Raw genomic sequence first — 24,752 nt, 5'->3', positions numbered from 1 at the left:
GCGGGTGTCAGGCCGGAAGGCTCGCGGCCAGGTCTTTGAGACTGACCGACTCGTCGACCAACAGTTCGACGTCACCAGCAAAGCCTGCCTGAACCAGCTTCTTGATGGCCATGAACTCTTGCTGACGATTAATGCAATCGGCGGCAATCAGCCGCCCCTTGCTCAGGTAGAAGGCCGCGAAAGAGCGCAGTGCCTTGGAGCCGCGTAGTACCACCTCGTCATAGCCCTGACTGATGCCTGCAATTTGCAGCTTGAGGTCGTACTGGTCCGACCAGAACCAGGGGAGCGAGCTGTAGGGTGCCTGTTTGCCGGTAATGGACGAAGCCGCTGCGCGCGCCTGTTCGATGGCGTTGGGTATGGACTCCAGGCGCATACGGCAGCCGTAGAGCGCGCTGGGGTGATTGCTGCAATCGCCGATCGCGTAGACGTCGGCGGCGCCGGTGCGGGAGAACTCGTCCACCAGAATGCCATTCTCCACCGCCAGGCCAGCCTGCTCGGCCAGCTCGGTATTGGCGATGGCGCCCACACCCACCAGCATGAGATCAACCGGAATGCGCGTGCCATCGGTAGTGATCAGCGCTTCCACCGCCTGCCCCGTGACATCCAGGCAGACCTGCTCCAGTTGGGCGCTCAAGCACAGTTCGACACCAGCAGCGCGGTGCACCTGCTCGTAGAAGCTCGATACTTCGGGAGCTGTGACACGTGCCAGAACGCGCGGCTGGGCTTCCAACACCGTGACCTGCAACCCGGCTTTCTGAGCTGCTGCCGCGACTTCCAGACCGATATACCCACCGCCGATAATCACCAGGCGCTGGCCTTCTACCAACTGGTCTCGCAAGCGTTCGGCATCTGCCTGGCTGCGCAGATAGTGCAGGTTATCCGGTTGGCGTTCGCCGAGCCCTGCGACCTGGAGCCTTCTCGCCCGACTGCCAGTAGCCAGGACCAAGTGGGTCCAAGTAAGGCTGCTGCCGTCGGCAAGCTGCACCGAGTGACCCTCCAGGTCCACGCCGCTGACGGAAGCGCCGTTGAGGATTTCGATGCCGGACTTCTCGTAGGTGGCCGCTGGACGGATCGGCAGCGCCTCGGCACCGAGGGTGCCTGCAAGGAAGGCCTTGGACAGCGGTGGACGCTGATAGGGAAGGCCAGGCTCATCACTGATGATCAGGATGCGTCCGTCGAAGCCGTTCTGCCGCAACGAGACGGCCGCCTCGCTGCCGGCGTGGCCGCCGCCGACTATCACTGCGCATGCTTGGGTTGGGACTGTCATGGCGATTCTCCAGGAGCGTCAGACGCGGATCAGGCGATTTCCAGCATGGCGAAGTCTTCTTTGGTGGCGCCGCACTCCGGGCAAATCCAGTCATCCGGCACGTCTTCCCAGCGAGTGCCCGGCGCAATGCCTTCGTCAGGCAGACCAAGGGATTCGTCATAGATGAAACTGCAGAAAAAGCATTGCCACTTCTTCATATCCACTCCAGGCTCAGACTTGTCAACTAATGGCAGGATGTTCGTTTGTTGTTTGCGGATGCCCTCGAAATGCCGTGCGAATCGATCGAGGGCGGCCTTTGTATTCAGCGCACTTGCACCAGTACCTTGGCGGACTGGTGAGGGTCCTGTGCCATGGCGAAGGCTTCGGCGAAACGGTCGAAATCGAAGGAGTGGCTATGCATAGCTCCGAGGAACAGTCGCTCGTCGCCCAGCATCGCAAGGACCTCCGGGAACTCTTCGGGGTAGGACAAGGAACCGCGTATGGCGAGCTCCTTGACCATGACCTGGACCATATCCAGCTCCACCGGCTGCTTATGGGTGGCCAATACCAGGATGCGCGCCATGTCCTTGGCCATGGCGACCGCCTGCTGGAGCATTGCACTCTGGCCGGCGCAGTCGATGTACAAGGAGCAATCCACCAACGGCTGCGCCGAAAGCTTGCCGGGAACGGTGCCAAAAGTTGCTTGCAGTGCCATAGCCAGGTCTTCCCGGGTCGGATTTATGCAGCGCTCGGCGCCTAGCTGGCGGGCACGCTCCAGTCGCTCGTCGATGATGTCGACGACCGCGATTCGTTCGACACCACGGTGCCTGAGGGCAGCAACAACACCCAGGCCGATAGGGCCTGCACCGAATAGCACCACGCAGTCTTCCGGTCCGGCCTGGCAAAGATTGAGGCCGTGGACGCCGACTGCTACGGGTTCGGTCAGTACCGCGCGCTCAAACGCCAGCGCGTCGGGAATCGGGAAGATCGATTCTCCAGGCACTGCGTCGCGCACCAGCAGGAACTCGGCGAAACCCCCATGCTCAGGGTCGCCGGTGCCGATGCGATTACTTCCCTTCATCGGATGGACCACCACACGCTGGCCGACCGCAACGCCCTGCACGGCCTCGCCAACCTGATGTACGGTGCCCGCCAGCTCATGCCCGAGGGGCATTGGTTGCGGACCCGGACGGCCGATATAGCCATTCCTGGCGAAGCCGATATCGCTGCCGCAAATACCGAACACAGCGACCTTCACCACCACATCCCGTGGGCCGGCCTGTGGCATCGGCACCTCGTCAATACGCAGATCCTGGGGGCCGTACAAACGCACTTGCTTCATCTTCATCTCCGGCTATTGGCGGCTGCACTGCAACTGGGAATGGTTCAGGAATGCAGGTTTTCGCGGCCTTTCACCAGGCGCAGCGGGGTGTAGACCATGACCACGCTGCCGTCCTGCTTGACCACCTGGTTGCGGGTGCGCACCAGACCCATGCCTGGCTTGCCTTTACTCGGACGGGATTCGATTACCTCCACCTCTACATGGATGGTGTCGCCTGCAAAGGTGGGGCCCTTGATGTCCAGTTCCATGTTCAGGAAGGCCACGCCCACGCCCTGCAACGCGGTCTGGAACAGCAGGCCTTCGGCCATACAGAACACCTGGCCGCCAGGTACTAGGCGGCCGTCGAAGCCAGCATCGCGGAGGAACTCCTTGTTGGTGAAAAGCACCTCCAACATGCCGGTGGCGGAAATGAAGTTGACGATGTCCGTCTCGGTGATGGTGCGCCCGTAGGTCTTGAACTTGCGGCCAACTGGCAGTTCGTCCCAGGTAAAACCGGTTCCGATGGTTTCGATCTCGCTCATGCTGCGTTCCTTGTTGTTCTGGTCAGGGGCTGTCAGATCGGGTCCCAGGTGGTGAGCTGGGGCGAGGGGATGTTCTCGTAGAAGGAATTCTTCATCGCGGGGATGGCGTGCTCGGCGATGCTTTCCGGGGTCCAGCCATCACTGCGGTGCACCGAACGGATTACGCGCGACTGGGAGTAGAGGTAGATCTCGTTGGCGCGCACGCCGAAGATCTGCCCGGATACTCCGGCACCCGCATCACTGGCCAGGTACACAGCCAGCGGGGCGATCTTGCGGGGTTCCATGGTCTTCAGCTTCTCCATACGTGCGGCGGCGTCCGGCGTGTCGGTGGGCACCGAGGCGGTCATGGCTGTCCAGGCGAAGGGCGCGATGCAGTTGGAACGTACGTTGTAGCGTGCCATGTCGAGAGCGATGGTCTTCGACATGCCTACCAGGCCCAGCTTGGCTGCCGAGTAGTTGGCCTGGCCGGGGTTACCGATCAGTCCGCTGGTGGAGGTCATATGGATGTAGGCGCCGCTGGCCTGGGCCTTGAAGTGCGGGGCCGCAGCGCGGGCGACATAGAAGGATCCGTTGAGGTGGACGTTGATCACCGCCTGCCATTCTTCGAGGCTCATGTTGAAGAAGAAGCGGTCACGGACGATGCCGGCGTTGTTGATCACGCAATCCACCCGGCCGAAGTTGTCCAGCGCGGTCTGCACGATGTGCTGGGCGGAATCCCATTCGGCGACGCTGTCGACGCTGGCCGCGGCTTCGCCTCCTGCTGCGCGAATCTCCGCGACTACCGCTTCCGCGGCGCTGCCCCCAGCCTCGGTACGACCCAGGTCATTGACCACGATGCGCGCGCCTTGGGCGGCGAAGGCCAGGGCGAACTCCCGACCAATGCCGCTACCGGCCCCGGTGATGACCACGACTTTGTCTGCAACCATGTTCGGCATGTCGCCTCCTGAATTGGCTTCTGGGTTCCTGGCGCTGGCTCAGGCCTGCGCATTTGGCTCGTTCATCTATAATAACTGTAAATGTGTCAGTTATGTCTAGTCCGTTCGGACTATTATCGATACTCGTCGATGACGTAAAGTCCTTGGGGCCAGCAGCTTTCGGGCTATTGAAATGTGCGGTGGCTTTCTATAGGTTCGACTGAGAGCTGTCATTTTGTTTATTATTGGGGCGTTTGCGCCCAGCAAGAGCCGGTAAGGCCAAAGGGCCCTGGGCACATCAGTGCCGGGGCGGGCGCGCCAATCTTGAATTTCGAGTCAAAGGGACCATGCCATGGCATTTGAAGTCAGCATGAACAAGCAGGGGCAGGTGTTGGGCCGCAAAGGCCAGGAAACCCGCCAGCGTCTGATGGCCGCCACTCGGCGCCTGCTTTTCACCCACGCCCTGGTGGACATCACCGCCGTGGCCATTGCGAAGGCCGCGGGCACTTCCTCCGCCAGCTTCTACATGTACTTCGACGACGTGCAGGACGTGCTCTATTCACTGGCTCTGGAGGCCGGCGAAGACATGGCCAAAGTCTCGCGGCTGCTGGAGGAGCCCTGGGCTCCTGAACGGTTCGAGGAAGAGGCGCTGCGCTTGATCGAGGCGCTGAACGGGGTCTGGAGCCGCCATCGTGAAGTGCTGCGCTACCGTAACCTCGAAGCTGATCGTGGCGACCCACGCTTCGAAGAACTGCGGATGAACACCTATATCCCGTTTATCGAACGCTTCGCCAAGCTGATCCTCACGGTCAACCCAGCCGTGGGTAGTCGCAAGAAGAGCGATGCCTATGCCGAAGCCACCGTTCTGCAGGCCGCCATGGAGCGGCTGGCGGCCACTGATCCGGTAGTGATGGAGCGTGGGCTGGGTTCCAAGCGGGTAAATGCCGCCATTGCGCGCATTGTCGTGCAGACCCTGCGCTCCGGCATGCCGGAGGAAACCGCTGCTGAAGCTGTTCCCGCCCCTCGTGCGCGTAAGCCGCGCATTACCAAGGCGAAGGCTGCCGCCCCGGCGCCGGAAGTAGCCGCCGAGGGCTGAGTCTGCTTTCCTGTCAGCGGTGCTTTTTCAGGCCTCGAACTCGATGACACCATGACTGAGTACCGGCTTGTCGCGCTCCACCGCATGCATGCGGAACAGTGCGAGGCCGGGCTCCATCCGCCAAAGCTCGATGCGCATGGTTTCACCGCTGTACATCGGACCGGCGTAGCGCACCGACAGGCTACGCAGGCGCGCGGCGTCATTGTCGCAAACCATTCGAAGCGCACCGCGGCCTGCCAGGCCGAAGCAGCCGACTCCGCGGATCATCGCCTGGGGTTTGCCCTGGGTTTGAGCCGCAATGGCGATATCCGCCGAGAGCCGAAACAGCGTGTCCGGCTCAGGTGGCGTAGGAATCTCCAGCACCAGGTCAGCGGCCCGTTCCGGTAGCGGAGTGGGGCGCGGCGTATCTTGTGGCTTGCCGCCGAACCCACCATTGCCGCGCAGGACGGTAGTGACCTCGATGCTGGCGATGGCCTCGCCTGCAGGCTCGCTGAGCGTCAGTGTCTGCAGCATGACGGCCCCTTTGTCGGCGCCACGATCAAATATCTCATCGATCTTCTGGGTGACTACCAGTTCGCCTTCGCTGCTCAGTGGACGATGCAATCGCAGGGTTTCTTGGGCGTGAACGATCTGCTGCCAGGCTATGCCGGTGCGTGGATCCATCTGCCAGAACTCGCCGTCGGCCAGGGCCACGGCGGACATCGGCAGTACCCGTAACCCTTTGCCGGGCTCAAGGTAGGGGCGGTCGGTTTCGACCCAGTTCGTCGATGCGCCAGCGCCGAAACCACGGGCGAAGCGGATGCAGTCTTCCTGGCTGTAGCGTCGGGTCACGGCGGGGAAGGGCCAGTCGATAAGCTTTTGGTAGTCGAGGGACACCTGGAACTCCGGAAGTGCGTGAAGGGAAGGGCAGGGGCGAAGGCGTGGCGCCTTCGCCCCGGTGCAGTCAGGACTGGGCTTTCTTGGCGGCTTCCATCGAGGCACGCATACCGGCGGCCGCGACTTCGAAGTGCTCTTTGGTGGAGGTGCTGAGGATGTGGGTATCGAAGTGCGCCATCAGCGAATTGCGGAAGCCCATGATGTCCGCGGAGCGGTTCAGCGAGCGCTTGAGCATGCGGATGCCGATGGGGGGCGCTGCGGCAATGCGGTTGGCCAGCTCCAAGGTGAAGTCTTCCATCTCGGCGCGGGGCACCACGTGGTTGACCATGCCCCATTCCTTGGCTTCGGCGGCGCCGATCCTCTGGCCGGTGAAGAGGAATTCCTTGGCCTTGCGCAGTCCCATTACCCACGGATGCACCAGGGCCTCAACCGAGGCGGCGGCCAGGCTGTGGCCTACCGGGTCGCTGAAGAAGGCATCGTCGGCAGCGACCACCATGTCGCACATGTTGGCCACCATGAAGCCGCCGGCAATGCAGGCACCCTGCACCTGGGCAATGGTGGGCTTGGGAAAGTCCCAGATGCGCAGGGCGTTACCCAGGTAGTGCTCGCTTTCCCACAGCCAGTGTTGTTCGGGAGAGAAGTTGCCGCGCTTTTCCATGCCATCCATCAGGTCATGGCCGGCAGAGAAGTGCTTGCCCTTGGCGCCGATGATGATCACGCGAATGGCATCGTCTCGCTTGGCGCGGTCCAGTGCGTCATCCAGTTCGGCCAACAGGTTCTCCGATTCGGCGTTGGCCTGGCCGGGACGGTTGTGGCAGATGCGCGCGACGGCGCCGATCACTTCGTAGCTGATGTCCGAGTATTTCATCTTGTTATTCCTCGTTGCGGCTAGGCAGCGAATTCCGCGTAGCCATTGTTGAGAATGATCAGATCGCGCTCTACCACTCGCGCGCGGAAGCTGGCCCTGCCGGGGCCTTCGTGCCAAACCTCGACCTTTAGCGTTTCCCCGGGATACATGGGCGAGGCGAAGCGCAGGTTGAGTGCATGCAGACGGTGCGGGTCGTCGTTGCAGAGCAGGCGGACTATGGCGCGGCCGGCCATGCCGTAACTGCTCATGCCGTGAAGGATCGGCTTGTCGAAGCCCGCCTTGGCGGCGAAGGATGGGTCGATGTGCAGCGGGTTCAAGTCTCCGGACAGGCGATAGATGGTGGCCTGCTCGGGGCGGCTGGGCAGCTCGATGCTGAGATCGAAGGGGCGGTCGTCCGGCAGCGGATGAGGCTTGGGCTGACCTTCGGCGGTGCCGCCGAAGCCACCATTTCCACGCATGAAGGTGGACCAGGTGGAAGTGGCCAGCAGTTCCTCGGTCTCCGCGTCGTAGATGCGCCGTGACATGTACATCACAGCGCCCTTGTCGGCGCCCTTGTCGTAGATCTCGTCCACGCTGTCGCGGCCGATCAGTGTGCCCTTGGCCGGCAGTGGCTTGTAGATGCGCAGGAACTGCTCGCCATGCAGCACTTTCGTCAGGTCGATGCCGGTTTCCGGGTTGGCCAGCCAGAACTCGCCGCTGGCCATGATGGTGGCCATGGTGGGCAGTGCCTTCAGGCCTTTCTCATAGACGTACTGCAGGTCGCCGGCCGGCAATGGGTTGCTGGTGGCCGCCCCTACGCCAAGGGCGTAGAGGATGGTGTCGCGAGTGCTGTAGCTCTGCCGGCCGTCGGTGATGGGCCAGTTCTTGATGCGGTGGTAGTCGAGAGGCACGTCGTATTCCTCGGTAGGCCGGTTCTTGTCTCTAGCATTGCGCTTCGCTTGAAAACTGTCAAACAGTCAGTTACATGATGTAGTATGCCTGTGTGAGGCATTAAGGGCGGGCGATTGTTCTGCCTTTTCTGATGGCATTTCAGTTGCTTTGCGATGAAAACTCTCCCGCGCCGAGGGGCGGGAGCTTCCGGGCAAGGGCCGGAGCCCACCCAAACAAGAACATTTCGGAGACAGACAATGACTCTACTGGAAGGAAAGGTCGCGATCATTACCGGTGCCGGGCGTGGCCTGGGCGCCACGTACGCACAACTCCTGGCCGCCGAGGGTGCGGCAGTGGTGGTCAACGACCTGGGTCGAGACGAGAACGGTAGCTACACGGCTGAGGCGGTGGTCGCTGCTGTGCGCGAAGCCGGTGGCCGCGCCGTGGCGCATACCCAGGACATCTCCACGGTGGAAGGCGGTCAGTCGCTGCTTGCCACCGCCCTTGGCGAATTCGGTCGCGCCGACATTCTGATCAACAACGCTGGCATCCTGCGCGACAAGTCCTTCCTCAAACTGGAGGAAGGCGATTGGGATGCGGTTATCAAGGTCAACCTGAAGAGCATGTACGCCGTCACCCAGCCCGTATTTGCCTGGATGAAGGAAAACGGTGGCGGGGTGATCGTCAACACCTCCTCCACCTCTGGCCTGGTCGGCAACTTTGGGCAGAGCAACTATGCCGCTTCCAAGTGCGGCGCCTGGGGCTTCTCCAATGTGCTGGCCATCGAGGGCGCCAAATTCGGTGTTCGCGTCTGGACCCTCGCTCCAGCAGCCGTTTCTGCCCTGACTGCACCGTTGATGGACGAGGCTACCAAGGCCCAGATGGCGCCCGAGCATGTTGCCCAGGTGGTGCTTTACATGGTCAGCGAGCTGTCCGGCCAACGCACCGGCCACTGCCTGTTCGCCTCCGGCCAGAGTGTGCGTGAGCTGAAGCTACTGTCCGCCGAGGGCATTCCCGGCGGTGGCAAGGACGCGGCATTCGACGCCCGCAGCCTGGCCGCGGCCGAGGACAAGGTTTTCCGCCCCGAGGCAGCGCTGACCATCATGGACTTCGCCAAGTAACCGCCCCACAGATGCGGGGCGAGCGGCCCCAGGGAGTTCAACATGAGTAACAAGGTATTGGTTGCCGGTGTGGGGATGATCAAGTTCACCAAACCCGGCAAGAGCGAGATGTACGACGTGATGGGGGGCGATGCTGCTGCCCTGGCGCTGAAGGACGCAGGCATCGCCTACTCCGAAGTACAGCAGGCCTATGCCGGCTTCGTCGCCGGTGATACCTGCTCCGGGCAAACCGCGCTGTACCGCGTGGGAATCACCGGTATTCCTGTGATCAACGTCAATAACGCCTGTGCCAGCGGTTCCTCTGCGTTGTTCCTGGCGCGCCAGGCCGTGGCCAGTGGTGTGGTCGATGTTGCTCTGGCAGTCGGCTTCGAGCAGATGAACCCGGGTGCCATGTCTACCGGTGACGCTGCGCTGCGCACACCAATCACGGTGAAGATCGACGAGGCGGTGCGCAAGATTCGCGGCTGGGACGACAACGCCCCCAGCGGCCCACAGTACTTCGGCGGTGCTGGTGCCGAATACCTGGAGAAGTACAACGTTTCAGCCGAGTTGTTCGGGCGCGTCTCGGTCAAGGCTCGCAGCCATGCCCTGCGCAACCCTTATGCGCTGTTTACCGAGCCACTGACCCTGGAACAGGTCATGACCTCGCCGCAGATCTTCGGACCGGTCACTCGCCTCATGTGCTGCCCACCAACTTGTGGCGCAGCTGCCGTGGTGGTGGTTTCCGAGGCTTACGCGCGCAAGCACGGCCTGGGCAGCTGCGTGGAGATTGCCGGCATGGGTCTGGCAACCGATACCTCTGACAGTTTCGAGTCCGGCAGCATGCTGGACGTTGTCGGCGCCGGCATGACCCGTCGTGCTGCGGCCCAGGCATATGAGCAAGCTGGTGTGGGTGCGAGTGACATTGATGTGGTTGAGTTGCACGACTGCTTCTCGCCAAACGAGGTCATCACCTACGAAGCGCTCGGCTTGTGCGAGGAGGGTGGTGCGGAAAGGTTCGTCATCGACGAGCAGAACACCTACGGTGGCCGCGTGGTCACCAACCCATCCGGCGGCCTGCTGTCCAAGGGGCACCCGCTGGGCGCTACCGGTCTGGCACAGATCACCGAATTGACCTGGCACTTGCGCGGTCAAGCCGGCGATCGCCAGGTGGAGAACGCCCGCGTCGCGCTACAGCACAACATCGGGCTGGGAGGCGCCGGGGTGGTCACCATCCTCAAGCGCATCTGAGTTCGAGGCGCCCAGTGGTGGCTGGGCGCCTGTTCAACGTAATCATTGGGAGAGGCGCAGATGAGCGAACCCATGACCCAGCATTACCGGGAAATCCTGCTCGGCGTAGGCGAGAACCCCGCCCGCGAAGGCCTGCTCGATACTCCCAAACGCGCCGCCAAGGCGATGCAATTCCTCTGCAACGGATACCAGAAGACCCTGGCTGAGATTGTCAATGGCGCGTTGTTCGAGTCGGACAACGACGAGATGGTGATCGTCAGGGAAATCGAACTCTATTCCCTTTGCGAACATCACCTGCTGCCCTTCATCGGCAAGGCCCACGTGGCCTACATTCCCACCGGGAAGGTGCTGGGCCTGTCCAAGGTGGCGCGCATCGTCGACATGTATGCGCGGCGCCTGCAGATCCAGGAGAACCTTACCCGCCAGATCGCTGAGGCGATCCAGCAGGTCACCGGCGCCGCCGGCGTCGCCGTGGTAATCGAGGCTCAGCACATGTGCATGATGATGCGCGGCGTGGAGAAGCAGAACTCGGTGATGAGTACGTCGGTGATGCTTGGTGCTTTCCGCGAGTCGCAGAACACCCGTTCCGAGTTTCTTCAGTTGATAGGGCGGAAGTAGGTATGCCTGGCCTTCAATCCGGCATGGCCCGCATCCGCGTCAAGGATTTGCTCCTGCGCACCTATATCGGCATCAAGGAAGAGGAAATCCTCAACCGACAGGATGTGCTGATCAACCTGTGCATCCACTACCTGGCGAGTGAGGCGGTGCAGGGCACCGAGATCGAGCAGGCGTTGAACTATCGCACGATCACCAAGGCGATCATCCGCCACGTCGAGGAAAATCGCTTTGCATTGCTGGAGCGCCTGACCCAGGAAATACTCGATCTGGTGATGAGCGAACCGCGTGTGCGGTATGCCGAAGTGGAAGTGGACAAGCTGCATGCACTGCGCTTTGCCGAATCGGTTTCGATCACCCTGGCCTGTGAGCGCTGATCACCCAGGAATCCTGTAAGTCGGGTCGGGAGGCACTCTGCGAAGTCCGACATCTCCAGGCTCGGAGCCAGGTATTGTTGGGCTTCGCCGCAGGCTCAGATCCGCGCGGCTCACACCAACCTCCCCCAACGATCCCGTTACGCGTACCGCCCCCTCTCTCCCGAGGGAAGAGGGGGGCTCTCGTTTCAAGCGTCGATGGACGTGGTCAGTCGTTGCCACAGGTGTGCGCCATCATTCGCCAGTACCTGCCGACCAATCCGCTCCGACCACCAATGCTCGCTGCCGGCTTCGGCCCTCCATTGCCAGAGACGACGGGTGTAGTAGTGCAGGCTGTGTTCGTCGGTCACGCCAATGGCGCCGAACACCTGGTGAGCGATGGCCGCTGCACGGGTCGCGGCCCGGCCTACCAGACTCTTGGCCACGGCGGCACCGTAGCTGGCATTGCCGGCATCCACCTGGCGTGCGGCATAGAGGCCTGCGACCTGGGCGGCAGCGGCCTGGGAAGCGAGCTCGGCGACCATCTGCTGGATCGCCTGGAACTTGCCGATAGGTTTGCCGAATTGCACGCGGGTATTGGCGTATTCCACGCACAGGTCCAGCACTCTGGCCAGGGCCCCGGCCATTTGCATGCTGCGTAGCGCTGCGAGGTGCGGGCGCAGGCCTAGCTCGTCGAGGAACGGTGCTTCGGCAGTTTGCAGCGGGATGGTGCCTTCCAGCTGCAAGCTGGCGCAGGGCAGGCGGTCGAGCGTGTCGATGGCCTGCTGTCGACCGGCGTCGGCGCGCACCAGGCAGAGGTGCATGACATCGTCGCGGAGGGCTGCAACCAGCACATGACCGGCCACGGGCAGCCAGCTCAGTTGGGCGTCGTGGCCTAGCAGCCTGCCCTGGGCATCCAAGCGGAAGATTTCGCCGGAGATCGCCAGTACGCCTTCAGGAACCTCCAGCCCTGCGCGGGCGAGCGCCCAGGCAGCGATGGTGGTTTCGCCTACCGGCACGGGAACGGCGTGAACGCCGCAGAGGCGCAGCACCGGTTCGCTCTCGGCCCAGTTGAGCCCGGCACCGCCGGCGTTTTCGTCGCTGAGGGCGAGGGTGATGCCCATGGCTTCGATTTCCTGCCAGAGGTCGCTGTCCAGTTGGCCGTCTTCGGCATGCACCCAGGTATCGCGGTCGATCCTGTCGCTGAACAGGCGCTGGACCTGCTCGGCGAGCATTTCACTGATGTTCATTTCGCTGTTACTCATTTCAGTCCTAGCCCCTTGGCGATGATGCCGCGCAGGATTTCCCGGGTACCGCCTCGCAGGGAGAAGGAGGGCACGTTCTGCACCAGGAATGCCTGTAGTTCGCTGAGTCGGTCGTCGGCGTCGATGCTGGACGGGCAGTCCAGCAGCTCGCGGACCAGGTCCGGCATGCGCTGCTCATGGAGGTTGCCGAGGTCTTTGACCAGCGCGGCTTCCTTGGCGGGAGAATGACCTTCCTGCAATTGTCCGACTATGGAAAGGGACATTTCCCTCAGCACAGCCAGTTCGGCGACCGCTTCGCCCAGCCGTCGGGAGGCGAGACGGTCGTCGGTGCCTGCACCGCGCAGCGCATCGATGGTCAGTGGTAGCAGGGGGAATGAACTCATGTAGCGGTCCGGCTGGCTGCGCTCGAACGCCAGTTCACCACTGGCCTGCGCCCAGCCATCGCCCTCGCGGCCGACCAGCATATCGTCGGGAACGAAGACGTTATCGAAGGTCACTTCGTTGAAATGGGCCTCGCCGGTCAGGTCGTGAATCGGTCGGACTTCGATGCCGGAAGCGCTCATGTCGATGAGGAATTGCGACAAGCCCTTGTGCTTCTCGGCGTCGGCCTGGCCGCCACTGCGGAACAGACCGATCATGAAGTCGCAGAGGTGCGCATTGGTGGTCCACACTTTGCGGCCATTCAGACGCCAGCCGCCCTCCACGCGCGTGGCGCGGGAGCGCAGGGAAGCCAGATCGGAACCCGAGTCCGGCTCGCTGAGACCGATGCAGAATGAAGCCTCGCCTCGTGCGATCAGTGGCAGAAAACGCTGGCGTTGAGCCTCGGTACCCAGGCGCAGCAGCAACGGACCGCTCTGGCGATCGCCGAACCAGTGGGCGCCCAGGGGGGCGCCCACTGCGAGCATCTCTTCCACCACCACATAGCGCTCCAGGCCGGAGCGCTCATGGCCGCCATAGGCTTTCGGCCAAGTCATGCCGATCCAGCCACGTTTGCCGACTTCGCGGCTGAATTCGCGATCGAAGCCAGTCCAGGAATGGCCGACCTTCCAGCCGGACCAGTCCTTCGCTGCTTCGGTCAGGAAGGTACGGGCTTCCTGGCGCAAGGGTTCGAGAGAGGAGGGCAGTTGCAGGGGCTTGAAACTGAATGCGGATGTCACGGCAGGTCCCTCAAATGACGTTGCGCTGACGCAGTTTGGCGATGTGCTCGGCCGAGAGGCCCAACCATTCGCCCAGGACTGCGTCGGTGTGTTCGCCAATGGCCGGCGGCGCCAGCTTGTAGCGCACGGGGGTGGCGGAGAAGCGCATCGGGCTTGCTGCCGAGCGCACGGTGCCGTTCAGCGGATGCTCCTGGGCAACGATCATTTCCCGATCGATCACATGGGGATCCAGCTCAAGGTCCTGCATGCCGTTGATCGGGCCGCAGGACACGGTGTTGGCATTCAGGTGCTCGATCCACTCGGCCTTGGTTCGTCCTCGCAGCGCCTCCGTGAGTTGCTGTGACAGTTCGCGGCGGTTGGCCACTCGGGCGCCGTTCTTTGCAAAGCGCGGGTCTTCGATCCAGTCCTCGCGGCCTACTGCCTTGGCCAGGCGGACAAACTCGCGATCGTTGAACGTGGCCACCAGGATGAAACCATCATCGACCGGATAGACCCCATAGGGCGAGGCACTGGGGTGATCATTGCCGGTCCTGCCCAGTTCCTTCCCTCCGTTGAACCAGGCCGAGAAAGTGTTGAGCAGGGTGGCGACCTGGGCGTCGAACAGAGACACGTCGATATGCTGGCCTTCGCCGCTGCTGTTGCGGTGATTCAGCGCACCGAGCACACCAATAGCGGCGTAGAGACCGGCGCAGATGTCTGCCACTGGAATGCCCACGCGCATCGGCCCATCGCCGGGGTCGCCTTCGCGGTGACCGGTGACCGACATCACTCCGGCCATCGCCTGGATCAGGTAGTCGTAGCCGGAACGGTTGGAGTAGGGACCGGTCTGGCCGAAGCCGGTGATGGAGCAGTAGATCAGGCGCGGGTTGATCTTGCGCAGGTCCTCGTAACCCAGGCCGTACTTGGCCAGGGTGCCGGTGCGGTAGTTCTCAAGCAGCACGTCGCAGTTGGCCACAAGTTGGCGGATCAGCTCAGCCCCTTCAGGCTGGGCGAAGTCCACGGTGATGGAGCGCTTGTTGCGGTTGGCCGCCTGGCTGTAGGTGGATTCCTGGTGTGGCTGGTTCTCGGTGCCCTTGATCCAGGGCGGGCCTATGCGGCGGATGTCGTCGCCTTCGCCCTGGCGCTCGACCTTGATCACCTCGGCGCCAAGGTCAGCGAGGATCTGCCCAGCGTAGGGGCCGGCGATCACTCGGGTCATGTCGAGAATGCGGATACCGCCGAGTACTTCAGGGGAGATGTCGTTCATGGTCATACCGCGATGGTGTAGCCGCCATTGACCGAAAGGACCTGGCCAGTGATGTAGGAAGCGCCCTCGGAGAGCAGGAAGCAGACCGGTACCGATACTTCTTCAGGAGAAGCAAAGCGGCCCAGGGCGATCTGCTGCAGGTAGGTGTCGAGGAAGCGCGGATCGTTACGCACCTTTTCGGTCATGGCGGTTTCCACCATGCCAAAGCAGACGGCGTTGGCGCGGACGCCGTACTTGGCCCACTCGCGGGCGGCGGTCATGGCCATGCCGAACATCCCGGATTTGGCTGCCGAGTAGTTGATCTGCCCCAGGCTGCCCCGGCGCCCGGCGTCGGAGGAGATGAAAACGATGGAGCCGGGAGCTTTGTCGCCCGCTTTGCTGCGTTCCAGCAGGTGGCGGCCGACGGCCTGGGTGAAGAGGAATGAGCCGGTGAGGTGCACATCCAGCACCAGTTGCCATTGCTCCAGGGTCATCTTCTCGATCATCGCCGGGCGGCCGATACCGGCATTGTTGACCAGGCCGTGGACTGCTCCGAATCGGGCGATGGCCTGCTCTACGGCACCCTGAACGAAATCGGCGTCGGCCACACTGCCGGCCAGCGGCAGGTAGTGCTCGCCCAGATCATCGGCCGCTGCCTGCAGTGCTTCGGCATTGAGGTCCACCGCCGCCACATTGCCGCCCAACTCGATGACCAGGCGGGCGATGCCCAGGCCGATGCCTTGCCCGGCGCCGGTGATGATGATTGTGCGTCCCTGGAGGGACATCGGATTCTTGTTGGCCATGATGTTCGCCTAATTGCTGTGGGGGTCGAAAACGACGAAGAACTGCTCTGGCTCGGCGCTGATGCGCGCCTTGACCCGCATGCCGATGCTTACCTGCTCGGCAGGAAGACCCTCGACCCGGGACATCAGGCGCGGGCCTTCATCCAGGTCGACCAGGGCGACGGTGTAGGGCTCGGTCGGAGGCTTGGGGCGCACCACGGTGACCGCATAGACCGTGCCCAGGCCCGAGGCCTCCACCCATTCAAGGTCAGTGGCTCCGGTTCCGGGCTCCAGTACTCGCGGATAGAAAAAGTGACGCTGACTGGATCGGCTGCGCTGGAGCATGAATCGCCCCTGCTTGAGGAACCCTTGGAATTCGAGATCGGGGCATAGGGCCATGGTGTGCAATCCCTGATGGGCGCCTGGAGTCTGGCTGCCGGCGCCGAATTAAAACTGTCTGGTTGTCATTGATTCTTCTGCTCGCCCTTTATGCCCTTGTTGACTAGACATTGCTTAAGGTAAAAACTGGCGATCAGTTAGTTTTGAATATGCGGGCATTCAAACGGCGAGTCAAGCCGAGGCCGCATTCGCAGATACGGAAAACCTGATGACCGACAGCTCGAACTCCCTCTGGGCGCCCTTGCGCTTTCCTGCCTTTCGCTGGCTCTGGCTGGGTGCCCTGGCGATGAACCTGGCGATCTGGATGCAGAACGTCGGCGCGGCCTGGCTAATGGTGTCCCTGAGCAGCTCGCCGATGCTGGTGGCGCTGGTGCAGACCGCCATCAGCCTGCCGTCCTTCTTCTTTGGCCTCCCGGGTGGAGTCTTCGCGGATATCTTCGACCGGCGTCGTTATCTGCTGCTGACCCATGCCGGGATGCTGCTGGTGGCGTTGACGCTGGTGGGTTTCTGCATCACCGGGATGATCGGCCCCTGGTCGCTGCTGGCGCTGACCTTCGCCTTCGGTATCGGCTTCGCTCTGCAGGGACCGGCCTGGTACACCACTCAGGCTGAAGCGGTGCCGCGGGCCTTCATGGCCTCGGCCATGGCGCTGTCCTCGGTCTCCTACAGCTCTGCCAGGGCGGTGGGGCCCGCGTTGGCCGGCGGGGTGATGGCGGCTTCAGGCATCGTCAGCGTGTTCATCATCTGCACATTGTTGCTGGCGGGCTCGGTGCTGGTGGTGGCATGCATGCGCCGCCCTACCGAGGATGCCTCGATGCCCGCGGAGACCCTCTGGGCCGGATTGCGTGGTGCTCTGCGCTATGCGCGTTACTCGGAGGTGGTACGCACCCAGTGCCTGCGCACTATTGCCTTCGTCGGCGCGGGGAGCGGGCTCTGGGCATTGCTGCCGGTAGTTGCCAGCGAGTCCGGCGGTGCAGGGAGCTACGGCCTGCTGTTGGGCAGTATTGGTGTCGGCACCATGTGCGGGGCGTTGGTTCTGCCTATGCTGCGAGCACATCTGGAAATCAACCGCATGGTGTTGATCTCCAGCCTTGTCTATGCGCTGGGAATGCTCGTGGTGGCCGAGGTACCGAGTACGATGGTTCAGTGCATGGCGCTCTTCTTCGCCGGGATAGGTTGGCTGTGTGTCGGCACGATCAACCTGGTAGCGATCCAGTCCACTGTTCCGCCCTGGATCCGCGCTCGCTCCGTGGCCATTTACATGCTTGTGTTCCAGGGTTCCCTGGCCATAGGCGGAGCCGCCTGGGGGGCGGTGGCAACTCGGATCGGCACCCCCGATGCGCTGCTTGTGGCGTCCCTGATGGTGGTGGTGTCTCTGCTGATCATGCGCCGCTATCGTGCTCGCTTGGGAGAGGAGGCCGAGGTGACGCCTTCCAGTCACGAGGTGCCGGCCTTTGCCTTCGCCGAGCTGCAACCTCAGGACGGCCCAGTGACCGTTCAGATCGCCTACCAGATCCGTCTTGAAGAACGCACGGAGTTCCTCCGCCGCATCCATGCGATGGGCGTCAACCGTCGTCGAGACGGCGCCAGTTTCTGGCGCGTCTACCGCGAGCTGGAGCGTCCGGCCTGGTACATGGAACGCTTCATGGTGGACTCCTGGTCGGACTACCTACGGCAGCAAACCCGCGCCACACTGGCTGACCGGGAGGCGGAGGAGAGTGTTCGCGCGCTGCACGTGGGCAGTGAGGCTCCTCGGGTTTCCCATTACCTCAGCGAGCCCTTGCCGCGCAGCGATTCCTGAACATATAGGAGCGAGAAAGGGGATGCTCGTGGCTTCGACGAATGCCGGAGGGCAAACTAGCCCTGCTCTCCGGATTTCATCTGGGCCATGAGGCGATGGAAGCAATAGCAACCTGAGCAAGTCCGCCTCAGAGGTTCAGATACTGCGCCATACCTGCAGGAGCCTTCTTGAGGGCCGGGTCGTAGAGTGGCGAGAATACCTTGAGCAGGCGAGGCAGACTGGCCCTGGCGAGGTGCCGCTTGACCACCCGCTCGCGCTCGACCGAGGCGGCGTGGTCTGCCTCCGATAGATTGCGGCGGTCCTGCTCGAGCAGGTAAGCATTGATCCGTTTGACGTGCCGGCCGATGTGGGCAATCGCGTAGATGAAGCCATACAGGCGGTACAGGTAGCCGCGCAGGCCGTGTCCGTAGAGCGCCCTGTACACGTCGTAGCAGACGCTGCGGTGCTCGAATTCCTCGGCGAGGTGCCATTTCCACAGGGTCACAGCGCTTTCATCGGCACCTTCCAGGTAATCGTCCAGATCGGTGAAAAACACTTCGGCACTGGACGAGCCCATGGCCTCGAAGCCTTCGGAGTAGGCCAGCAGGAAACGTAGCGGCTTGTCTTTAAGCCAGCGCTGATAGTCGGCCTCATAGGTGGCCTCCAGCTTGCGCATGCCGGCGTAGCCGCTGTCGTACAGGCGCTGGTTGAAGGCTAGGTGGCGCTTGCAGTGCTGCACCTCCTGCTTGATGAAGATGTCCACCTCCTCCAGCAGGCGCTGCTGGCCAGGCCGAGAGGCCAGTTCGTCGCGGGCGCGCATCATCACCTTTACCAGGAAGGGTTCGATGTGGGCGGGTACGGTGGATGCGGCGTTGTAGTACTGGGCGAACTCGCGGTTCGGCGCCCAGTCGGGGCGTACGTTGGCGAAATCGATTGCGGGGCTGCGAACGCGCATGGAATCTCCTTGCGGATGGTTTCGGGAGCAACGGCAAGCGGCCTGGACGCACTGCTAGCGCCCAGGCCGGGGAGGTCAGGCGAATAGCTTGACCACTTCACCGGAGGTGACCGGGTGGCCATGGCGGTTCGACGGGTTGTGTCCGCCCATGCCGGGAACCGGCGTCACGTTGACGTGCCTGGCCTGGGCGCGCAGGGCACCCACGGTGCAGTTCTCGCGGCCGAGGATGGCGAACGGGTCGAAGCGGAACTCGCGCATCGCGTTGAGGTGGGTGGTCTTGTCGATCATCTCCTTGGGCAGGTGCTTGATTGCCCCCCAGACGGTTTCTGGCGAATTCGGCCAGACGCAGTCCGAATGGGGGTAGTCGCACTCCCAGGCAACCATGTCCATGTTCAGGAAGTCGGTGCTGTGCAGGCCGAACTGGTCGTCGATGAAGCAGGTCAGCACATTGCGCTTGAACAGTTCGCTGGGTAGCAACTCGCCGAAGTCGGCGTTGGTCCAGGCATGGTGGTGCTTGTAGACGAAATCGGCGCGTTCCAATAGGTAGGGAATCCAGCCGATTCCACCCTCGGCCAGCGACAGCCGCAGATCGGGGAACTTCTTGAACACCGGCGAGAACAGCCAGTCGGCAGCGGCCCCGGAGATGGCCATGGGCATGGTCACGATCCAGGCGTCGATCGGCGAGTCCATCGACGAGTGCGGCGCCTGATTGCCGGAGCCGATGTGGCTGCTGATGACGATGCGCTCCTCGACGGCCGCCTGCCACAGCGGGTCCCAGTAGCCCAGGTGGATGCTCGGCAGGCCGACGGCCGCTGGGTTATCCGGGAAGGTCACGGTGCGGCAGCCCTTGGCCGCCACGCGCTTGAGCTCGGCCACGCAGGCCTGAACGTCCCACAACGGAAGGATCGCCAGCGGGATGAAGCGGCCAGGGGCGGCGGCGCACCACTCGTCGATATGCCAGTCGTTGTAGGCTTGCACGATGGCCAGAGCGGCCTGCTTGTCGCTGGAGGCGATCAGCCGGTTACCGGCGAAGTGCGGGAAGGTCGGGAAGCAAATCGAGGCCAGCACACCATCGGCGTTCATGTCCTCCACGCGCTTGGCCACGTCGAAAGTGCCACGGCGGATCTGGCTGTAGGCGGTCGGTTCCATGCCGTACTCTTCCGGCGGGCGGCCGACCACGGCGTTGAGGCCGAAGTTGGGGATCACCTGGCCGTCGTAGACCCAGGTATCGGCGCCTTTGTCGTCGGTCACCAGGCGCGGCGCGACATCCCTGTACTTGGCCGGCAGGTGCTTGTCGAACAGGTTCGGCGGTTCGATGACGTGATCATCGACGCTGATCAGAATGAGATCGTTCATGTCCATGGTCGTACCCTCTTGTTGTTGTCGCTGGACTCAGTCGCGGGCGCCTTCGAGCAGGCCCTTGAGGTTGCTGTGCATGATCTTCTTGGTATCGGCGTCGGACAGGTTCGCGATGTCCTTGAAGAAGTCCAGCGGGCGCTTGAGGCCCTCCGGGTGCGGCCAGTCGCTGCCGAATAGCACGCGGTCGGCGCCGAGCAGTTCGATTACCTTGTCCACCGGGTCCTCGTAGAAGGGCGCCAGGAACACGTGTTCGCGGAAGCTCTCCACTGGGTCGCGCTTGAACGATTTGGGCATCTTCGAATAGACGTGCTCGAAGCGCTTGAGCAGCGGCTCCAGCCACGCCGAGCCATTCTCTAGCACCGCCACGCGTACGTCGGGGAAGCGGTCGAACACGCCATGGCAGACCAGTGCCGACAGCGAGTCGGCGATCGGCCGGCCCATCCAGTCGAGCATCTCGTTGAACGGATCCTTTTCGAACGGGCGGAATTCGCCCTTGCCACCGGCGGTCCACCAGCGGTAGATGCGGTTGTAGCCGGAGTCGGAGACGTGGTGGATGACGAAGATCTTCGACTCGTTGATGCGCGCCCAGAATGGGTCGAACTCCTTGAAACCGTGGGAGCGGCTGCCACGGATACCGGCCACCGGAGCGGGGCGGATCAGCACGCAGCGGGCGCCGGCGGCGAGCAAGAAGTCCAGTTCCTTGCAGGCGGTTTCGCAGTCAGACAGGTTGATGGCGCCGGCCGGGAACTGGCGGCCGTTGCCGAAACCGTATTCCTCGGCGACCCACTGGTTGAGCGAGTGGAACAGCGCTTGGATGGCTTCCGGCTTGTGCTCCAGGCGTTCCTCGATGACCGAGGCCAGAGTCGGCAGAATGATGGCCGCGTGGATGCCCTCCTGGTCCATCACTTTTAGGTGCTCGGCACCGTTGTGAAAAGCGGGGCGAGAGGGAATCGGGGCGCCGCCGTACTCGCGCAGGGATAGTCCCTTGGGGTTGTTGCCGCGGTACCAGCCCTCGTGGGAACCGATATCGGCGACATGCTCGAAGGTCGGGTTGGGGATGTAGTCGGAGATCACGCCGCCCACCGCCAGTTTGGTGCGGCCGTTGATCTGTACGTACTGGAAGTCGTTGCGGAACTGCTTGGGCAGGTGGCGCAGGAAGGCGTCCGGTGTTTCGTAGTAATGCTGGTCGCAGTCGTAGATCGGGTAGTCGATAGTGCTCACGCGCTGATCCTCGGTTGTTGTGGTTGGGTCGAAGGCCCGCAGCCATTACATTCCGACGGGTTCTCGCGGCTCTTGATTTAGATCAATAAATGAATATCTGTCAGTTATTTGTTTGTGAGCCGAAAAAGAAGAACCGGCCACAAGGGCCGGTTCTCTGATCCGGAGGGAAGCCTTCAGAGGCGTTCGAGTACCACGGCAATGCCCTGGCCGCCGCCGATGCACATGGTTACCAGGGCGTAGCGTCCGCCAGTGCGTTGCAACTCGTAGATGGCCTTGATGGCGATGATGGCGCCGGTGGCGCCTATCGGGTGGCCAAGGGAGATGCCCGAGCCATTGGGATTGACCCTGGTTGGGTCCAGGCCCAGTTCGCGGGTGACGGCACATGCCTGGGCGGCGAAGGCTTCGTTTGCTTCGATCAGGTCAAGGTCGGCAATGCTGAGGCCAGCGCGTTCCAGTGCCTGGCGCGAGGCCGGCACCGGGCCGATGCCCATCTGCAACGGGTCCACCCCGGCATGGCCATACGAGAGGATGCGAGCCAACGGCTTGATGCCTCGGCGCTCGGCGGTGGCGCGCTCCATCAGCACGAGCGCGGCGGCACCATCGTTCAGTCCGGAAGCGTTGCCAGCAGTGACGCTGCCGAACTGACGATCAAATACAGGTTTCAACTTGGTGAAGTCGTCCGGCGAAGCATCGCGGCGCACGTGCTCGTCGGTGTCGAACTGCACCGTGCCTTTTCGGCCTTTCAGGGTGATCGGCAGGATCTGCTCGCGGAAGTGACCATGCTCAATGGCGACGGCTGCTCGACGGTGGGACTCCAGTGCGAGGGCGTCCTGCTCCTCGCGGGAGATGCTGTGGGCTTTGCCGACATTCTCTGCGGTGATTCCCATGTGAACATTGTGGAAAGGGTCGGTGAGCGCGCCGGTAAGCATGTCGGTCAGCTTCACATCACCCATGCGCGCTCCGAATCGATTGGTAGCGCTGGAGTAGGGTGCGCGGCTCATATTCTCCGCGCCGCCGGCCACAGCGACTTTGCTGTCGCCAAGGAGGATGCCCTGGGCAGCGCTGATGATCGCCTGCAGGCCCGAACCGCACAGGCGGTTCAGCGTCAGGGCAGGAACCTGTTGGCCGATTCCAGCCTGCATGGCCACTACCCGGCTGAGGTACATGTCCCGGGCTTCGCTGTGGATCACGTTGCCGAACACCACATGGTCTACTTCTTCACCAGATACACCGGCTCGACGCAGGGCTTCCTCTGTCACCAGGGCGCCCAGTTCCGTTGGCGGTAGGTCTTTCAGGCTGCCGCCGAAATCCCCGATCGCAGTGCGAACCCCGCTGACGATTACCACTTCATGCTCGCTCATCTTCGTTCCTCATGCTTGGCGTCATGCTATAAAAATAACTACTAGTCAGTTATTATTCCGCATTCGCCGTTGGCATTGCCAGCGCCGAGGCTTGCAACCCACGCCACTTGAACAAGAACAATGAGGGCATCGTGATGAAGGTTGTGTTGAATCCCGGGATACTGCTGATGAATCGTCTGAGCTTCGCCATGAAGTTCAGCCTGATCAGCGCCCTGTTCTTCGTGCCTTTGTTGGGCACCAACTACTACCTGGTGCGTGATGCCCAGCGCCAGTGGAGCGACGCCAGCGCCTTGCTGGGTAGCCTGCCGCTGGTGGAGCAGGCTCTCGAACTGCAGTACCAACTGGACCAGCTGAAGGACCTCACCCTGATTCGAGTGCGGGTCAGCCAGGTGAACAAGAGCAGTGACATCGATCAACGCATTCGTGCGGCCGAGGCTCGTGCGGTGGAACTGGCGCAACGACTTGAATGGAGCGGCGCAGACCTCGAGCAGGCGGGCATGTTCGGGCAGAAGCGAGATGAGCTGCGGGAAGGGTTGCAGCGTTTGGCCGGGGCCGATGGCGGTGCTCCTAAAATGGAGCTCGCAGGTCAGATGGCCAAGCGTTGCGAGCTGTTCCTGATCTACCTGGTAGCTCAGGTCGGTCTCAGCCAGGATCCGCAGCCACTTGTGCGCCAGGTGGCCGAGTTGGTCAGCATCGCCGCACCAAAGGCGATGCAACTTCTGAACAGTGCCCGTGCCCAGGGCGCGGCGGCGCTGGGCCAGGGCTTCCTCAGTTCCAACGACACCATTCTGCTCGACAACTTGGTGGTCGAACTGGGGCAGCTGGGTGGTGAGTACGGACTCAAGACCGAGGATCTGTTGGCGAGCGCCAAGGGCTACCAAGATCTCGCTCACGCGGTAGGTGAGAGTCTCAATGGCCTGACCGGCGCCCGTATGCTGGTGGATGAGCAAGTCCTGAATGCCGCAGAACTGAAGACGCCGTGGACCGCCTTCTTCGACCAAATGGCCGGGTTCAGCCAGACCAGTCAGCGCCTAGGTGCAACTGCGCTAAATGTCCTTGGCGAAGAGCTCGAGGCTCGTGTCGCCGAGGCCCGTCGGCAAATGACATTGCTGCTGGCAACGTTGGCGGCGATCTTCTTGCTGATCCTCTACCTCTATAGCGCCTTCTACCTCTCTACTCGTGGTGTGCTCGGCCAGTTGGGGAGGGTAATGCACAAGGTGGCAGCCGGTGACATGACGGCAAGCTTCCATGGCGACAGCCGCGACGAATTGGCTGACTTGGGAACTATCTTCAACGGCACTGTGGGGCAGATCCAGGACCTGATCCGCCGAGTCAGTGGTGTTGCCCTGCAGGTCGGTCAGCAGACCGAGCTGGTGCAGTCAGTCTCGGCCGCCAGCTCTCGAGCCGTGGCTGAGCAACGTGGCCAGCTCGAACAGGTTGCTGCGGCTATGAACCAACTGTCTGCCACGGCCCAGGAAGTGGCACGTAGCGCCGTGGCCGCTGCTGACTGTGCCCGCAGCGCAAATGACGAGACTGTGCGCGGGCGTGGCATGGTTCGTCGTCAGGTAGAGAACATCCAGGCCTTGGCCGGGGAGATCGACAAGTCGATGTTGGTCATCAATCAGCTGGCTGCCGACAGCAATGCCATAGGCCAGGTGCTGGACGTGATCAAAAGTATCGCCGAACAGACCAACCTGCTGGCACTCAATGCCGCTATCGAGGCGGCGCGAGCGGGAGAGCAGGGGCGTGGATTCGCGGTGGTGGCGGACGAAGTGCGTACTCTCGCCCAGCGCACTCAGCAGTCCACCACCGAGATCGAGCAGATGATCGTCAACCTGCGTAACCGGGTTGGTGCAACGGTCAAGGCCATGGGCGAGAGCCACCAGATGGCCGGGGCAACCGCCAGTCAGGCCGACCATGTGGAGGCGGCGCTGGACAACATCCTTGGCGCCATCGGCACCATTGTCGACCAGAGCCAGCAGATCGCCGCGGCGGCCGAGCAGCAGACTGCGGTGTCCCAGGAAATCGACAAGAACCTGGTGGGGATCAGTCAGGTGGGCGAACGAACTGCCAAGGACGCAGCCCGTGCCGAGCAAGCCAGTGAGGAATTGCTCGGACAAGTGGGGAATCTTCAACAGGTGATCGGAACTTTCCGCATCTGATGACTCACATGACGCCTCCGCGCTCTCGGCTTGT

General features: G+C 62.6%; 24 protein-coding genes. 7 read left to right on the top strand and 17 right to left on the bottom strand.

What is annotated here, in order from left to right:
• Positions 1-7 precede the first annotated feature (7 nt).
• From MnOB_RS06755 to MnOB_RS06735, 5 genes are all read right to left on the bottom strand, one after another.
• On the bottom strand, positions 8-1,267 hold the full coding sequence (locus MnOB_RS06755; protein ID WP_077523311.1) for an NAD(P)/FAD-dependent oxidoreductase: 1,260 nt from the start codon (positions 1,265-1,267) through the stop codon (positions 8-10).
• A gap of 29 nt (positions 1,268-1,296) precedes the next feature.
• Positions 1,297-1,464, bottom strand: a complete 168-nt coding sequence (locus tag MnOB_RS06750; protein WP_077523309.1) for a rubredoxin — start codon at positions 1,462-1,464, stop codon at positions 1,297-1,299.
• 104 nt (positions 1,465-1,568) lie between these two features.
• Complete coding sequence (locus MnOB_RS06745; protein WP_199824488.1) at positions 1,569-2,588, bottom strand: zinc-dependent alcohol dehydrogenase; 1,020 nt, start codon at positions 2,586-2,588, stop codon at positions 1,569-1,571.
• 44 nt (positions 2,589-2,632) lie between these two features.
• A complete protein-coding gene (locus tag MnOB_RS06740) occupies positions 2,633-3,109 on the bottom strand; it encodes a MaoC family dehydratase (protein WP_077523305.1) in 477 nt (158 codons plus the stop codon).
• Between the two features lie 32 nt (positions 3,110-3,141).
• Positions 3,142-4,044 carry an SDR family NAD(P)-dependent oxidoreductase gene (locus MnOB_RS06735; RefSeq protein WP_077523303.1) on the bottom strand — a complete coding sequence of 301 codons (903 nt, stop codon included), beginning with the start codon at positions 4,042-4,044 and terminating at the stop codon, positions 3,142-3,144.
• Between the two features lie 331 nt (positions 4,045-4,375).
• On the opposite strand from MnOB_RS06735, the gene MnOB_RS06730 reads away from it, so the two are divergent.
• Positions 4,376-5,119 carry a TetR/AcrR family transcriptional regulator gene (locus MnOB_RS06730; RefSeq protein WP_077523301.1) on the top strand — a complete coding sequence of 248 codons (744 nt, stop codon included), beginning with the start codon at positions 4,376-4,378 and terminating at the stop codon, positions 5,117-5,119.
• Positions 5,120-5,146: 27 nt separating this feature from the next.
• Here MnOB_RS06730 and MnOB_RS06725 read toward each other — a convergent pair whose 3' ends face one another.
• From MnOB_RS06725 to MnOB_RS06715, 3 genes are all read right to left on the bottom strand, one after another.
• A complete protein-coding gene (locus tag MnOB_RS06725) occupies positions 5,147-5,995 on the bottom strand; it encodes a hotdog fold domain-containing protein (RefSeq protein WP_077523299.1) in 849 nt (282 codons plus the stop codon).
• Between the two features lie 67 nt (positions 5,996-6,062).
• Positions 6,063-6,863 (bottom strand): enoyl-CoA hydratase, encoded by an 801-nt coding sequence (locus MnOB_RS06720; protein ID WP_077523297.1) that lies wholly within the window; start codon positions 6,861-6,863, stop codon positions 6,063-6,065.
• A 20-nt stretch (positions 6,864-6,883) separates the two neighbouring features.
• Positions 6,884-7,753 (bottom strand): MaoC/PaaZ C-terminal domain-containing protein, encoded by an 870-nt coding sequence (locus MnOB_RS06715; RefSeq protein ID WP_077523295.1) that lies wholly within the window; start codon positions 7,751-7,753, stop codon positions 6,884-6,886.
• Between the two features lie 237 nt (positions 7,754-7,990).
• Between MnOB_RS06715 and MnOB_RS06710 the strand changes: the two genes are divergently transcribed.
• The 4 genes from MnOB_RS06710 to folX are packed head-to-tail and all read left to right on the top strand — an operon-like array spanning position 7,991 to position 11,076.
• On the top strand, positions 7,991-8,854 hold the full coding sequence (locus MnOB_RS06710; RefSeq protein WP_077523293.1) for an SDR family NAD(P)-dependent oxidoreductase: 864 nt from the start codon (positions 7,991-7,993) through the stop codon (positions 8,852-8,854).
• A 42-nt stretch (positions 8,855-8,896) separates the two neighbouring features.
• Complete coding sequence (locus MnOB_RS06705; protein ID WP_077523291.1) at positions 8,897-10,084, top strand: thiolase C-terminal domain-containing protein; 1,188 nt, start codon at positions 8,897-8,899, stop codon at positions 10,082-10,084.
• Between the two features lie 60 nt (positions 10,085-10,144).
• Positions 10,145-10,702 carry a GTP cyclohydrolase I FolE gene (gene folE / locus MnOB_RS06700; protein ID WP_016492704.1) on the top strand — a complete coding sequence of 186 codons (558 nt, stop codon included), beginning with the start codon at positions 10,145-10,147 and terminating at the stop codon, positions 10,700-10,702.
• 2 nt (positions 10,703-10,704) lie between these two features.
• Positions 10,705-11,076 carry a dihydroneopterin triphosphate 2'-epimerase gene (gene folX / locus MnOB_RS06695; RefSeq protein ID WP_077523289.1) on the top strand — a complete coding sequence of 124 codons (372 nt, stop codon included), beginning with the start codon at positions 10,705-10,707 and terminating at the stop codon, positions 11,074-11,076.
• 185 nt (positions 11,077-11,261) lie between these two features.
• Here folX and MnOB_RS06690 read toward each other — a convergent pair whose 3' ends face one another.
• From MnOB_RS06690 to MnOB_RS06670, 5 genes are read right to left on the bottom strand one after another with little or no spacing between them, the layout of a single operon-like run.
• The gene (locus MnOB_RS06690; RefSeq protein ID WP_199824486.1) at positions 11,262-12,317 is read right to left on the bottom strand and encodes an acyl-CoA dehydrogenase family protein; all 1,056 of its coding nucleotides are present in this window, start codon (positions 12,315-12,317) and stop codon (positions 11,262-11,264) included.
• Positions 12,314-13,474, bottom strand: a complete 1,161-nt coding sequence (locus MnOB_RS06685; protein WP_077523285.1) for an acyl-CoA dehydrogenase family protein — start codon at positions 13,472-13,474, stop codon at positions 12,314-12,316. The genes MnOB_RS06690 and MnOB_RS06685 overlap by 4 nt, the downstream gene beginning before the upstream one ends.
• A 10-nt stretch (positions 13,475-13,484) precedes the next feature.
• The gene (locus MnOB_RS06680) at positions 13,485-14,726 is read right to left on the bottom strand and encodes a CaiB/BaiF CoA transferase family protein (protein ID WP_077523283.1); all 1,242 of its coding nucleotides are present in this window, start codon (positions 14,724-14,726) and stop codon (positions 13,485-13,487) included.
• Positions 14,723-15,502: an SDR family NAD(P)-dependent oxidoreductase gene (locus MnOB_RS06675; protein WP_077523281.1), complete on the bottom strand. Its 780-nt coding sequence runs from the start codon at positions 15,500-15,502 to the stop codon at positions 14,723-14,725. The genes MnOB_RS06680 and MnOB_RS06675 overlap by 4 nt, the downstream gene beginning before the upstream one ends.
• A gap of 9 nt (positions 15,503-15,511) precedes the next feature.
• Positions 15,512-15,880 (bottom strand): Zn-ribbon domain-containing OB-fold protein, encoded by a 369-nt coding sequence (locus MnOB_RS06670; RefSeq protein ID WP_077523279.1) that lies wholly within the window; start codon positions 15,878-15,880, stop codon positions 15,512-15,514.
• Positions 15,881-16,088: 208 nt separating this feature from the next.
• Between MnOB_RS06670 and MnOB_RS06665 the strand changes: the two genes are divergently transcribed.
• Positions 16,089-17,681 carry an MFS transporter gene (locus tag MnOB_RS06665; protein WP_077523277.1) on the top strand — a complete coding sequence of 531 codons (1,593 nt, stop codon included), beginning with the start codon at positions 16,089-16,091 and terminating at the stop codon, positions 17,679-17,681.
• Positions 17,682-17,808: 127 nt separating this feature from the next.
• On the opposite strand, the gene MnOB_RS06660 is transcribed toward MnOB_RS06665, so the two are convergent.
• The 4 genes from MnOB_RS06660 to MnOB_RS06645 all read right to left on the bottom strand — a co-directional run bounded on the left by MnOB_RS06660 (position 17,809) and on the right by MnOB_RS06645 (position 22,556).
• Positions 17,809-18,615, bottom strand: a complete 807-nt coding sequence (locus tag MnOB_RS06660) for a metal-dependent hydrolase (RefSeq protein ID WP_077523275.1) — start codon at positions 18,613-18,615, stop codon at positions 17,809-17,811.
• 75 nt (positions 18,616-18,690) lie between these two features.
• Positions 18,691-19,977, bottom strand: a complete 1,287-nt coding sequence (locus MnOB_RS06655) for an amidohydrolase family protein (RefSeq protein WP_077523273.1) — start codon at positions 19,975-19,977, stop codon at positions 18,691-18,693.
• A gap of 30 nt (positions 19,978-20,007) precedes the next feature.
• Positions 20,008-21,195 (bottom strand): amidohydrolase family protein, encoded by a 1,188-nt coding sequence (locus tag MnOB_RS06650; RefSeq protein ID WP_077523271.1) that lies wholly within the window; start codon positions 21,193-21,195, stop codon positions 20,008-20,010.
• A 173-nt stretch (positions 21,196-21,368) separates the two neighbouring features.
• On the bottom strand, positions 21,369-22,556 hold the full coding sequence (locus tag MnOB_RS06645; protein ID WP_077523269.1) for an acetyl-CoA C-acyltransferase family protein: 1,188 nt from the start codon (positions 22,554-22,556) through the stop codon (positions 21,369-21,371).
• 134 nt (positions 22,557-22,690) lie between these two features.
• Between MnOB_RS06645 and MnOB_RS29775 the strand changes: the two genes are divergently transcribed.
• The gene (locus tag MnOB_RS29775) at positions 22,691-24,718 is read left to right on the top strand and encodes a methyl-accepting chemotaxis protein (protein ID WP_077523267.1); all 2,028 of its coding nucleotides are present in this window, start codon (positions 22,691-22,693) and stop codon (positions 24,716-24,718) included.
• Positions 24,719-24,752: the final 34 nt, after the last annotated feature.

Source organism: Metapseudomonas resinovorans (genome assembly GCF_002003485.1).
GTDB classification, from domain to species: Bacteria; Pseudomonadota; Gammaproteobacteria; order Pseudomonadales; family Pseudomonadaceae; genus Metapseudomonas; species Metapseudomonas resinovorans_D.
This window is presented reverse-complemented; position numbering and strand designations above follow the sequence as displayed.

Excerpts from the sequence above, each read along its gene's own strand:
- MnOB_RS06690 (WP_199824486.1), bottom strand. The coding sequence starts at position 12,317 with ATGAGTAACAGCGAAATGAACATCAGTGAAATGCTCGCCGAGCAGGTC.
- MnOB_RS06740 (WP_077523305.1), bottom strand. The coding sequence starts at position 3,109 with ATGAGCGAGATCGAAACCATCGGAACCGGTTTTACCTGGGACGAACTG.
- MnOB_RS06745 (WP_199824488.1), bottom strand. The coding sequence starts at position 2,588 with ATGAAGCAAGTGCGTTTGTACGGCCCCCAGGATCTGCGTATTGACGAG.
- MnOB_RS06655 (WP_077523273.1), bottom strand. The coding sequence starts at position 19,977 with ATGGACATGAACGATCTCATTCTGATCAGCGTCGATGATCACGTCATC.
- MnOB_RS06735 (WP_077523303.1), bottom strand. The coding sequence starts at position 4,044 with ATGCCGAACATGGTTGCAGACAAAGTCGTGGTCATCACCGGGGCCGGT.
- MnOB_RS06730 (WP_077523301.1), top strand. The coding sequence starts at position 4,376 with ATGGCATTTGAAGTCAGCATGAACAAGCAGGGGCAGGTGTTGGGCCGC.
- MnOB_RS29775 (WP_077523267.1), top strand. The coding sequence starts at position 22,691 with ATGAAGGTTGTGTTGAATCCCGGGATACTGCTGATGAATCGTCTGAGC.
- MnOB_RS06675 (WP_077523281.1), bottom strand. The coding sequence starts at position 15,502 with ATGGCCAACAAGAATCCGATGTCCCTCCAGGGACGCACAATCATCATC.
- MnOB_RS06750 (WP_077523309.1), bottom strand. The coding sequence starts at position 1,464 with ATGAAGAAGTGGCAATGCTTTTTCTGCAGTTTCATCTATGACGAATCC.
- MnOB_RS06720 (WP_077523297.1), bottom strand. The coding sequence starts at position 6,863 with ATGAAATACTCGGACATCAGCTACGAAGTGATCGGCGCCGTCGCGCGC.
- MnOB_RS06680 (WP_077523283.1), bottom strand. The coding sequence starts at position 14,726 with ATGACCATGAACGACATCTCCCCTGAAGTACTCGGCGGTATCCGCATT.
- folX (WP_077523289.1), top strand. The coding sequence starts at position 10,705 with ATGCCTGGCCTTCAATCCGGCATGGCCCGCATCCGCGTCAAGGATTTG.
- MnOB_RS06660 (WP_077523275.1), bottom strand. The coding sequence starts at position 18,615 with ATGCGCGTTCGCAGCCCCGCAATCGATTTCGCCAACGTACGCCCCGAC.
- MnOB_RS06645 (WP_077523269.1), bottom strand. The coding sequence starts at position 22,556 with ATGAGCGAGCATGAAGTGGTAATCGTCAGCGGGGTTCGCACTGCGATC.
- MnOB_RS06755 (WP_077523311.1), bottom strand. The coding sequence starts at position 1,267 with ATGACAGTCCCAACCCAAGCATGCGCAGTGATAGTCGGCGGCGGCCAC.
- MnOB_RS06665 (WP_077523277.1), top strand. The coding sequence starts at position 16,089 with ATGACCGACAGCTCGAACTCCCTCTGGGCGCCCTTGCGCTTTCCTGCC.
- MnOB_RS06710 (WP_077523293.1), top strand. The coding sequence starts at position 7,991 with ATGACTCTACTGGAAGGAAAGGTCGCGATCATTACCGGTGCCGGGCGT.
- folE (WP_016492704.1), top strand. The coding sequence starts at position 10,145 with ATGAGCGAACCCATGACCCAGCATTACCGGGAAATCCTGCTCGGCGTA.
- MnOB_RS06705 (WP_077523291.1), top strand. The coding sequence starts at position 8,897 with ATGAGTAACAAGGTATTGGTTGCCGGTGTGGGGATGATCAAGTTCACC.
- MnOB_RS06670 (WP_077523279.1), bottom strand. The coding sequence starts at position 15,880 with ATGGCCCTATGCCCCGATCTCGAATTCCAAGGGTTCCTCAAGCAGGGG.